The organism is Oxalobacteraceae bacterium OTU3CAMAD1 (assembly GCA_024123915.1).
Lineage (GTDB): Bacteria > Pseudomonadota > Gammaproteobacteria > Burkholderiales > Burkholderiaceae_D > Rugamonas.
The window spans coordinates 1,701,999-1,713,829 of sequence record CP099650.1; the positions used below are offsets into that span (position 1 = coordinate 1,701,999).

Consider the following 11,831-nt stretch of genomic DNA (forward strand, 5'->3'; position numbering starts at 1 on the left):
GCCATTAAACTAGTTCCCATTCGATGGTAAACAGCGTCTGTTCAACAACTTTTTGTTGTAATTGGACTTCCAATTGCGCAATGAGCTCGTTGCGCTGAGTCTCGACCTCATCTTGCCGGGCGAAAAGCTCTCGCCTCAGCTTTGTACGTTTGGATTCCAGTTCACGCTGCTGCTTCTGATGTGCCAACTTTTCCTCAAGCGTTGGTGAAGTTGCAGCTGTCCGACGTACTTCTTTGATCTCGGCATCGATGGCCTTGATTTCTTGCTCAAGACCTAGTTTTAAGTCATCAGCCCAGGCGTCCAATTTCTGCACTTCTTGGTCAAAGTAGCCGAGGTTGCGCTGATTGATTTCGCGAAGCAGGCCGATCTTGCGGGATTCAACGTCGGCTATCAGGGTGGCGTCCAGCGAGGCAAAAATTCCTGCTGACTGCGATCGCGCTGGAAGGCGCAGCAGCTTCTCTGGATCGTCCTCTGCAAAGGCGTGTCCATCTGTGGTACTAGCTGCCACAATCAAGTGTTGTTCTTGGTTCCCCAAGGTTTCCACCGACACCAACTTCACGGTCAACCAGCCAGTTTTACCACGATAAGTTTTTAAGGTGCTGATTTGCGTGCCATAGGCGTCATAATCGAAGATGAGCCGGGTATCGGCGAGCTCTCGGTCTTTTGCATGACCGATTGCCCAAACGGCAAGTGGGTGCCCGATTCGGTAGAGATGTGCGTCACCGGAGCGTCGGGGAAGCTCGTAGCGTCCTAATTCAATTCCCTCCAGGGCAGTTTCCGGAGAACTCTGAAGGACGAATCCCCCTTCGTCGAAAGTAGCGTAGTCGGTCAACTCTGCTTTGGTTAGATCCATCAGCATTCGTTCATACCTGCTGCGTGTGGCGCGACTATCTTCCGCGCGGACGCGCAGCTTGTCTTGCACTTCCTCGTCGAAGTTTTCCAGCAAGATTTGGCGTGTCTTGACCATCGCCTCGCTAATCTCGCTAGACAGGTCAAGTTGCAGTTGCTCAAAGCTGGCCTTGATAGCTTCTGGGTCGCGGCAGTTCTGATAGATGTCGGCAATACGCCGTTCGAAGTCCACTCCCGAGCCGATAGCACCGAGCACCTCGTCGCTGGCTCCGAAGACACCCTCAAAGAGCTGGAACTTCTGCGCTAGCAGTTCGTAGACTCTCGCGTCTGCCTCGTTACTGCGGTCGACAAAGTTTACCACGACCACGTCGAATTTTTGACCGTATCGATGGCAGCGTCCGATGCGCTGTTCAATACGCTGCGGATTCCAAGGCAGGTCATAGTTTATTACCAAGGAGCAGAACTGCAGATTGATGCCTTCTGCACCCGCTTCGGTGGCAATCATTACGGTACCGCGCTCCTTGAAATGCTCCACCAGTGCTGCTCGCGTGTCTGCTGTTTTGGAGCCGCTGACGCGATCCGTTCCATCGTGGCGCTTGATCCAGTCTTTATAGACGGTTTGTGCTCGGACGTCGCTGTTGGTGCCGTTGAACAGCACTATGCCTTGCCCGTATGAGGTGTCCTCCAACAGGGATAAAAGGTATTCCTGTGTGCGTTTTGACTCGGTGAAGATAATGGCCTTCTTGGGTGCGCCGAGACGCTCCAGCTCTAAAAAAGCTCGATCTAACGCAGTCAACAACGCATTGCCTTTAGCGTTGTCGCGAATATTGGTAGCAAGAGTTTTAAAGTGTAGAAGCTCGGCGATTTCCTGAGCCAAAGCATCGCGCTCGTTTGACGTCGATGGTGCGGTGCTGGGGGCTTGCTCATTCCATTCGTCGGCGGTTTCATCGAGCGACTCATAGTCTTGGTCCAGCGCCTCCGCAAGATCAGGAATGTCCGAGGATTCGTCGAGCTCTCCTTGCAGACGCTTTGCCATAGTCGCCAGTGCCCCGGCAATGGCGTGAGTCGACGATGCGAGCAGTTTCCAGAGAACCAGGGAAATCAGCTGTCGCTGGCCCTCAGGTAGAGCCTTGAGGTTAGGCCGCCGCAGATAATCTGCGACCAGGTTAGACAATTCGCGTTCCTCGGCCGAAGGCGTGAACTCCTCAACGATTGCTCTGCGAGCTGTGTACGGGACGTACTGCTGAACTTGGCGACGCAAAGTACGCTTGCAGACTGGAGCCAGCCTGGTACGTAGCCCGGCGAATGCCTGCTCTTTGGGCTGCCCAGTGAATTGGGCGCGAAAGCTATCGATGTCACCGAAAACTCGGTCATCGATTATGCTGACCAGTCCATAGAGCTCTAGCAGTGAGTTTTGCAACGGCGTAGCTGTCAGCAGCACCTTTGAGTGGACGTGGGCCAGTGCTTCTTTCAGCGTTTTTGCGATGACATTACTGGTCTTATAAACATTGCGTAGACGATGAGCTTCGTCCAAGACGACTAAGTCCCAATCGATGGCCTTGATGACCTCTGCTTTCGACTTCGCAAATTGGTAGGAGCAGATGATAGGACCTGATGCCATCAGGAACGGGTTCATGCCGTTCTGCTTGCGGATGGTATTGTAGTTCTTGGCCTCTAGTATTAGCCCGTGCAGGCTAAACTTGTCCTGCAACTCTTGGTGCCATTGCTTGCGCAAGTTAGCGGGGACTATGATCAGGATGCGGCGACGGCGCTCGGCCCAACGCTGCGAAATAACGAGCCCCGCTTCGATGGTCTTTCCGAGTCCGACCTCGTCGGCAAGGATGACGCCACGCGAGAGTGGGTTGCTACAGGCAAAGAGCGCTGCCTCTACCTGGTGGGGGTTAAGGTCAACTTGGGAATCAACAAGGGTAGATGCTAGCGACTCCACGGTGTCGCCCGCCGCGCGCCGCGTCAAGAGCCATGCATAGTACTGGCTTTGATGGGGCGTCAAAAGTTGCTGCGTTATCAATGGCATCCTCTCAGTGTGTTCGCTAGGTATCATTCGGTAGCAGACTTGCCGCTGACCACTCCAGATGCGAACTCTTTACGTGGAGGATTCTGTCGTCTGTATCGTAGGACTATCTAGAAATTGACCTGCATGAAATATGCTCGCCAATCTGGTCAATTCTACCATTTCCATGCGTCATTAATTACTCCTTTATTCCCCGAAACGCCAAGCAGGGTCAATCTGGCCATTCGACAAAAAGGAACTTCTGACCTTAATCCTGATAGTCCAAGGAGAAACAAATCGCTAAGTATCGAAAAGTAAACATTGTCAATATAGACACAGTCAAGGTGTTTGTGTCAATACGATCGCGATCAATACAACCAGCGACAGACCTTAGCGTGGGGAGCAGTAAGGTTAGCGCTCAGCTTAGCTCGATTACACGGTCATTCCAAAGGGACGTCAACCGGTGGTGTAGCCACTGAGGCTAGTGCCGGGCGTAGCTTGGGTCCTAGCACTTCTTTGAGCTTGAGAAGGCGATGTACCGCCCAAGCGCGTACAGCATCTCCACTAGACTGAGCATCGTCAATTCTTGTATTAGGTCTCACCAAGCCAACTCGGGATGCGCGGCGTTCAGGCAGAGGATCCCAAACCGCAGACTCCTCCAACTGCTGTTCGATCTGTACGCGTAGGGCATAGAGTGTATTGAATAGTGCTTTATTGCGAAGCGCGTCCCCCACGTCAATGTACAACTCAGCTCGCAACTCGCCCTTGGCCGTGAATGAGAGGCTGTAGGTGATGCCAGTCACGCCGCTGCCAAAGGCATACCAGGACTGGGCCTGTGCTATCCGCGCGTTAGTGAAATGGTGGCGATCACGCAGCTCGTCCATCAAAGGCTGAAAGAATGCTCGGTACGCATTCATTCGGTTTGATACCTCCGGCCGTACTGCCGCATTTTTGGCCCACGCGTTGGGCGATGCGGCAAGGCGAAACACTACCGCTGGCGATGACGAATCGATCCGTACCAGTTCAAGGGCTATAGCAAAGAAGTCGACAGCCTCACGCGTGTGGCGGTTAAGGAAGTCGATAGCCTCACGGTGCTCCTCTCTTACCCCGGTCGAAATCCATACGATAACTGCTGCATCTAACCCAGCCGCGTACGTTAGCAGCTGCCCCAGGTGGGTATGGTCTGTGGATTCCAGCTGATTTTCGATTATCACACGGCGTCCGCTGCCATTTTCTTTAGCCTCGATATCGCAGGCGTAATTTCCGACGGGCGCTTCCATCTGCACTAGCTCCAGATCCAGCCCAAGCGCCTCGCCGAGCAATCCAAGGTTTTGGGCGAGCCACGGCGTGAAATCCCGGGCCTCAGATAACCATATGGTTCGAGCATCAACATGCTCAAGCTTTCCTAGTGAAATTGCCATTAGATCCTTTGAGTGAGTGAGAGGTAGGCATTTGCCCGAGCGAACAAGATTCTGTGCGCTGCAGAAAGCGATCTCAAGCTATGGCGGCTTCTAGAGTGGCTTCATCCACAATGTCCTCAGGTGCGAACAGGCCAGCATTCTCGACACTTATCCTTGCTGCGGCAATATTTTGAACGAACATAACTACAGCGAGGTCGCGTGTGGCACGTGAGCAGCAGACATAAAAAAGGCGTCTAGTGCGATCAATTACGTTGTCCAGACCAGCAGCAATGTTTTCATCATCTGTATCTGACAGTGGCGCTATACCGAAGTATTTTTCGTAGGAGAACAGCCGTTGACTTTGGCCTTCCGCATCATCGATTATGACTAGCACCCGCTCGAACTCTGCCCCCTTCACGCCTTGCTGGGTGGCATATGGCGACAGATCTTCCAGGTAATGATGGTAAGCGCTCAATTCGCCGATATGGCAGTTTAGAAATGCCGTTACGGCTGGGACCTCAGGGTCATCATCGGCTGCGAGGGCCGCAGGATCAGCCTCCAAATATTTGGTCCATGATTCGTCGAGCAACGTTAACCCGGTGCGCCACGCAAAGAAGAGCACATCCCTGAATGTCACATCACCCGACAGTACGAGGCGGGCAATTTCCTCTGTGGAGGTTTGCAGTGCCCTTAAAACATCGGGAGCGTTGCCACCCGCTAGTCCAGCCGAACTCAACTGGTGGCATTCAGCACGCAGTAAGGTCATCACCTCGAAGCCTTGATTATTCCTTACCGCCTTTGCCAAAGGTAGCAAGTAGGCCAGGAAAGGCTTTAGTGGCCATGAAGTACCATCCTTAAGCCCCTCCTTGATGCTGGAGGGTGCTCTGTCGTTTAACGCTGCGTATAAGTTGGGAAAGCCGAGTCGAATCGCGGCCATGCGATGCACGACCACCAATGCTCGGACGTCTGCCTCGCGATCTCCGCTCTCCCAACGCTCGTCATGGTTGGTCAGTCGCAGCCATTTCCGAACCTTTGCAATCTTCGCTGAGCGGTCCTCGTTGGCAGCAAGCAGGAAGATTCTCGCCGAACCTTCTAATGGAACCTGTACTCCATCGACGGACATCATCCGACCACGAGTCTGCACCAATCCATCACCTAATTGGCGCACTGCGTTCACGACGCCGAGCACGCGTTGCGGGCATCTAAAGTTCTCCGGTTTCGTAATCCTTCGCCAATGAACGGGCGCATCAATCACGCCGGCACCATCCGCGTATATTTTCTGCATCGGATCGCCAAAAAATCCCAGGGAGAACTCGACCGGGGTGGTCTCAGCTATACCACGCAAGGCGGCGACGATTTCCGGCCGGGTATCCTGGCTCTCGTCGACGAACAGCACGGGGTACCGACTTGCGATTATGTCGCGTAGCAGCTGGCTTTGGTCGATTAGCTTAACTGCTGCGGCAATGACGTCAGAGTGACCAAGAACGCCACGTCCGAAGTCGCTGCCCGCACCATACTTGAAGTGTGTTTGGTGTTCTATAGTCTGAAGATGGCTCTGATAGCGGGCGATCTCCGCAACTAGTTGAACGCGCGTCGCCGGACGAGTCCTAGGCTTGTCGTGATGTTCTTGTGCTTCGGCGATTTTTTCATGGATACGTGCTATTACCCAGATTTTCAAGTCGCTCTGAAAAGGTCGCACTACCGACCACAAGAAACTGTGAATCGTCGACACGTGGAATAGCGGATCGTTCCCTACGTCGCCCCAAATTTCATTGACTGCAACTTCCGTATAGGTGATACAAGCGATCCGCTGGCCGTGCGTCTTGAGTTCTTTTCTTCGCGTTTGCCCCAAGTGGTCAAGTGCCTTCACAAGAGAGGTAGTCTTCCCTGAACCGGCACCAGCAACCATCACGAAGCTATGCGGGGGGCGCTCGTCCAGACAGGCGCGCAGATCCAGATCTGCCTGCGTATCAGGCTGTCCGATACGCCGAGTCATGCTGCGGCATCCACACCGCCGGGGGCAGCTTCTACCGCGACAGGCGGTGAGGGTGCTACTTGTGCCTCAAGCCATACCAGACCCTCAGAGATGTAGCTCGGCACTTTCCATGCAGCGGGATCGTGGGCCAGCAACGCGAGCGCAAAGTCAGTTTTATGGAAGTTCGCATTCTTGACCTTACGATACAGGCTCTCTGCGACTGCCTCGATGTTCAGCCGGTTGCAACCTTTGACACGTAACCCAAGGTCTTTGCGGTCGGCATCCTGGCACCAGGCCAAGTTTTCCAATGCAAAGGCTTCCTCTAAAGTTCTGCCGGTCCTGTTCTCTGTTGTCCCTTGCCAAGTTACCTCCACCGGTGTTTGGTAAGAGACGCGAACTAGTGCGTCACCGCCTTCAGCCCTTGGCTGGATACGCTGATCGATAGTCGCCGCGAGCAAGTCGGCGATAGTGCGGCATCCTGGAAGCCATTTGACCAGCGTTTGATTCGACGTGAGCGCTCCGACTTCATGGACCATGCAAGCCTTGCGCCCACGCCGAACCGATTCGGCTTCTTCGGCCTCTTCTGTTGCGTCAGGATCTGCGTCGGCGGCATCCACATCAGCCGGCGCCTCGTCTGGTGGCTGTGGAGCATCTGCGCTTGGAGGAAACACGCTATCGATATCGGTCACAATCAGGGAGGTTAGGCCTAGAAAATCGATGAGGCCTTTGAACCTATGGCCAAATGCGCCGCCAACCTCAAGAATGCTCAGGTAGGTCGACTGGAGCTGCGGTGCTGCCTTAGCAATCATCTGAGGCATCAGAATCCGCTCTACATTCCCTTCCACCAGAATGGCGGCATCTGCGAAAAATATGTCGCAATGCGTTAGTCTTAAATAGCGCTCAAGGAAGTCCCTGGTGCGATCAACAGGATCGGCTGGATCATTAGCTGTCTCGTAGAAGGCTGCCATGCTGAGGACCTGAGATCGCTGCACGCCAGCATCGGCAGCGCGGCGGAAATACCGAATGGGCCGAAAGCCCCGCTCGAAGAGCACGTGCGGTGAATGTGTCGAAACGACCAACTGACTCGTGCAGTACGGGGCATCTTCCTCTGGCACTGCGAGTATATCCAGTACCTTCCGAATGAAAACCTGCTGTAGCTGAGCGTGCAGGTGTGCCTCCGGCTCCTCAATAAAGATCAGATGCAGAGGCGGACGGTTTTCCTCGATGTCCAACCATCTAGCATGAACGTCGAGCAGTTCGACGACCATATAGATCAGATTCTTGAAGCCAAGGCCGTTGTACCGATCCGGCAAGGTGGCTGTATTCACAGCTCCACCCAACGCTCCCATAGCGTAGTGGACACGAGCACCTTCATGACTGCTGAGGATCGTTGCGGGATTCAGCGCGGTCTTGATAAGAAGTCGTGGATTGTTGACGCCTGGATAGCCAAGGTGGGCAAGTCGTTCGAGCGTGGGACCAAAGACTCGCTCCAAGTGATCGTTGAGCAAAGTCTCGGACTGGTACAGCGCACGTTGGGCTTCATGGTCCTCACCACTCTTCTCAAGGTTTCGCTCGTAGAAACGACTCAAGCAACGGGATAGGTCTTCGGATCTGGCCCCACCATTGGAATCGGACAGGTGACGTTGGGCATGCAGGCAGTCTACCTTCACTAGGCTGGCCACGATGTCTTTACCGCTGCGCCCTTTGTCTGGCATCAAGCGCAGGGGAGTGTAGCCTTCAGCGGAATGGAGATTGTCGTCAAACTGCGCACGGTCAAGAACGTAATAGCGTAACTCGAAATCTCGCCAAAGGCGATCGCCTGTAGCATCTGACAGGAAGTCGCAAAGCGTGCGAGGTTGCGGGTCGTATCCAACTTCGTTCCGAGCAGGTGCCGCCTCAGCTGGTTCTTGAACTTGTCCTACAGGTTGCGCATTAGCGAGCCTGGCGCTCGCTCGCGTCTCTTGGAAGCCGGCTCTTAAAGCTGGCGCGTCTGATGCGACGAGTTCGACTCGAACTCCAACTTGGCTACCGTGCCACGCTAAGTTCGGTAACAGGTCAACAACCCGGTGAAGATCGGCTGCCTGGACGCCAAACCAAATATCGATGGAAATGGTTGGCAATTCGACGCCGTCGGCTCCCTCACCAAATGCATTGATGGCATCCCAGCATTCGGAGCTGAAGTCATGAAGTGAGAATCGACTCCGAGAGGCGGCAGTGAACAATTGCAGGGCATGTGCCGCTGAAGTCTTGCCGCTATTGTTGGCTCCCACGAAGATGGAAATGTCAGATGCTAGGTCGATGCGGGCGTCTTTAAGGCGCCGGAAGTTTCGAATCCAGACGGTCTCGATGTGCATAGTCTCGCTTTTCTCTGAGAGGAACGGCTAGGTCAACGATCTCTATTGATTTCAACGGTTGGTGGGCAGCGAAAGCCTGCGGATGGCATCCGGCTGATCACAAAATTGATTGGAGATACGTCAACGTCTACTCCTAGCCGTACGTGGCCAAGAGTGTAAGCATAACATCTTGCCCACACGAAAAACTCACGAAATGTCACCCTCAGCAATTCGACAAAGGAATGTCTTATGCGCCGTAGCGATAGCGGATCAAGGACGGCTTTCGTCACCTAATAGTCGGCATCAGGCTGGGACAGAGTTGCTATACATTGCCATCGACTAAATTCATTGCGCCCGTTCTCCTTTTCTAGCTCCTGAGGTGATGAATCTTCTCACCATTTCACATCTGACCGACTAAGCGCCAACGGCATCACGTGACCTTCCGAAACGTCTATGCGGCCCTTGCGCGGCGTCAGCAAGACCGTCCCATTGTCAAGAAGGCGGCAGCCAATCTCATCCCCTACCCGCAGTCCTGCCGCCTCTAAGATGGCCTTGGGTATCCGGAGCCCTCCGTCAGAATTACCCCAGCGCGTCAGCCGTGCCATAGTCGTCTCCCAGTGAAAGTATATACAAACCGTACACTGCGAAATTGGTTCGGCCTAACGGCGGCTGGCTTGCTGAAATGAGTCCCAAGCGCGGTAACACTCATTCAAGCGCATGTTGAGGTGGCAAGCGTCAGTGTTGGCCAAGCAGTCGACGTGGCGCAGACGCCCATGGCCATATCGAATCCTTGCCGCGCCGCTCCTGCCGCTTTGTGACGATGACAGCGGACAAGCTGTCGTCTATCCGGTCCATCAGCTCGGTTTTACGTCTAACGATCTCTACGCGCTTGCCACCATCGGATTCCCACAACAAGGCTTCCTGGCACTCCAGGATCGCAGCGCGTTCAGCCAGCACCTTCGGATGGTTAAATAGCCAGCGGGTGAAGGCAAAGCTGTCTGGCTGGCTGTGCCAGAGAGGGCCGTACATCTGCATGTAATCGTGCGCGATCTCAGATTCCGCAAGGTTGCTGCCATGCCAGATGGCCAGCGGCGCTGGATTCGGATTCCCACCGAGGATTTCCGCGATGTAGGGATTGGCTGCAAACCCGCCCCGGAGAGCGGTGGCTGCGGCTATCCAGTCGTCACGCAGCATGTGGCAGAGTGCAAGCTCGTAGAAGTACGGCGGATAGCTATGCGCGTCGGCTTCAAACGCAGCCAGTGCACGATCATGGTCCCCGGCCCGTAGCGCTTCCGAGCCAAGCAGGTAGCGCACGCCCTGATTGTCGTTTGGGTTCCTAGCCAGCATTAGTTCTATGAGCGTGACGGCATCCTTGTGACGGCGTAGGCGGATGTACGACAGCAGCGCAACGTGCATGGCTCGCAGGTACGGCCGGTTGTCGAGGTGCCCCCACTCAATGCGACCAGTGAAGCCCTCAGGGATCAGCCGGTTTGAAACGCGCAGTCCCAGCAGTGCTGCATCTAGCGCTTTCTTCGGCTTGCCTTGTTGATGCCAGTGCGACGCGATGTGCGCGTACACGTCAACGAAGTCCGGTGCTTCGGCCAGCAGCCGATCTAACGCAGCCAGATAGGCCTTATCGCCAAGCTGGCCGGCCCCATGGTCATCGAGTAGACCATCGAACTCAGCTAGCAGGCCATCGTAGATATCGTCAGTGTAAATGAACCTGCCGGACTCGGCGCCAAGGACTTCAAATTGTAGAGGCATGCAGCAGCGTTCCGGTGTTAGTTGTGGTGCGCCATGCCGCAATCTGCCAGCATGGCGCTAGAGGCGCAATCGTACACGGTTTAGAACAGCATCTTGGCTGTCGTTTCAGTTTCAGATGACATAAGGCTCTCCATCCAGCATGATGACCTCATCGACCGCATCCGGGGGAATCGGAATATACGCAAGTCCCGGTGGTCTCAGCCGGGTTTGTCCAGGCGCAAAATAGCATTCCGTACCTCTAGCCCAGTCCGGCACAGGTAGCACGTTTTCTGGCACGAAAACGGCGGCCATATCGATCTCTGGAAGCGCCTCTGGTCGCCGGCTCCCGCTGATGTCAATCCCAGTCTTTTTGAGAATGTTCTTGGCGTACTTCCAAGCGGTGGTGCGCGAGAACTGTTCTGCAATCGGCATTCCCGTCAGCCAGAGTTGATAGGCCTTGCGTTCGGTGTTGGACAGCATGTTCATCTCGTCTTTGGTTAGCAAACGCTTGATTGCATATCCCAGCTTATACTTGGCAAGACACTCGAAGAACAGGGCGGCCACATCAACGTCCTTCCAGCGAGAGACCGAATGTAGTTCCCGATGCCTCAGACCTTGTGAATACAACTTCACTTCCGCGCGGATGCCCTTCGCCGCTTCTGCGATAAGCATGCGCTGATAATGCCCTGGCGTTTTCCATTGACTCTCCAGTTCCAGCTTCTTGTCGTAGACGGTCACCATGTCGAAAGTGGATCGGCGCCTAGGGCTGTATCCGAGAGTTATGCTGCTAGCGATGGTCCGCTGCTTTGCATCGGGGCTGTTGTCATCGATGGCCTGTATGATCGGCAGCACATCTCCACGAGGACAACCGAAGTTTGCAGTGAGGTGGATTTCCGTAAGCCGAATGCCCCCGCGCCGCCACTCATCCCGCTCAAAGGAATTGACGTTAATGCCTAGTCGCTTAGTAACCAAATCCATGATTTGATAGGCGTATCGCAGCAGATCCCCGTGACCGAACAGATTATGCCTTTGCAAGACGAGCGGTGGGCAGCAATGTACCTCCATCATGGTTGCCTTGCCAGTGCTGGAGTCAATGTCCTTTGAACGGACGTAGGCCTTTTCACCACCGTCCTTAAGGACAAGCTGATTAGCCGTAGCTCCCACGGGAACCAGTTCAGCGAGGCTTTCTTCATCCAAGAACAACGTCTTGCCGGTGGGGGTGTGGGTGCATGGCGCTAGGATACGTATCCGGTCTATATGGACATTGGCAGTCTGATGGGTTGAATTGTGTAAGGTTGGTTTCATGGCGTTGGCCTGTGTAAGGGGACTGCTTGTCGCTGGTGTGTATAAATTACGAACATATTTGAGCTACTATAGCTATGAGCGTGTAGCGCCCCTCCACGCCTTCTAGGTTTGCGCCTTCAATTCCAGAAAGTCGAGCACGCGCGCATGCATGCAATTTGCAATCGCTATACCTAGATCGCTGTAGTTGTTCAACGTAGCAATTGAACTGTGCCGCG

Annotated in this window: 6 protein-coding genes; all 6 read right to left on the minus strand. The window is 54.5% G+C overall.

Annotated features, from left to right (window positions below):
* Nucleotides 1–4: 4 nt before the first annotated feature.
* The 6 genes from NHH88_07215 to NHH88_07240 all read right to left on the minus strand — a co-directional run bounded on the left by NHH88_07215 (nt 5) and on the right by NHH88_07240 (nt 11,616).
* Nucleotides 5–2,797: an SNF2-related protein gene (locus tag NHH88_07215; GenBank protein ID USX17287.1), complete on the minus strand. Its 2,793-nt coding sequence runs from the start codon at nt 2,795–2,797 to the stop codon at nt 5–7.
* Nucleotides 2,798–3,300: 503 nt separating this feature from the next.
* A complete protein-coding gene (locus NHH88_07220; protein USX15564.1) occupies nt 3,301–4,281 on the minus strand; it encodes a DUF4268 domain-containing protein in 981 nt (326 codons plus the stop codon).
* Between the two features lie 73 nt (nt 4,282–4,354).
* The gene (locus tag NHH88_07225; protein ID USX15565.1) at nt 4,355–6,256 is read right to left on the minus strand and encodes an AAA family ATPase; all 1,902 of its coding nucleotides are present in this window, start codon (nt 6,254–6,256) and stop codon (nt 4,355–4,357) included.
* Nucleotides 6,253–8,589 carry an ATP-dependent endonuclease gene (locus NHH88_07230; protein USX15566.1) on the minus strand — a complete coding sequence of 779 codons (2,337 nt, stop codon included), beginning with the start codon at nt 8,587–8,589 and terminating at the stop codon, nt 6,253–6,255. Before NHH88_07230 ends, NHH88_07225 begins: the two co-directional genes overlap by 4 nt.
* A gap of 714 nt (nt 8,590–9,303) precedes the next feature.
* Nucleotides 9,304–10,332: a hypothetical protein gene (locus NHH88_07235; GenBank protein USX15567.1), complete on the minus strand. Its 1,029-nt coding sequence runs from the start codon at nt 10,330–10,332 to the stop codon at nt 9,304–9,306.
* 111 nt (nt 10,333–10,443) lie between these two features.
* Nucleotides 10,444–11,616: a hypothetical protein gene (locus NHH88_07240; protein ID USX15568.1), complete on the minus strand. Its 1,173-nt coding sequence runs from the start codon at nt 11,614–11,616 to the stop codon at nt 10,444–10,446.
* Nucleotides 11,617–11,831 lie beyond the last annotated feature (215 nt).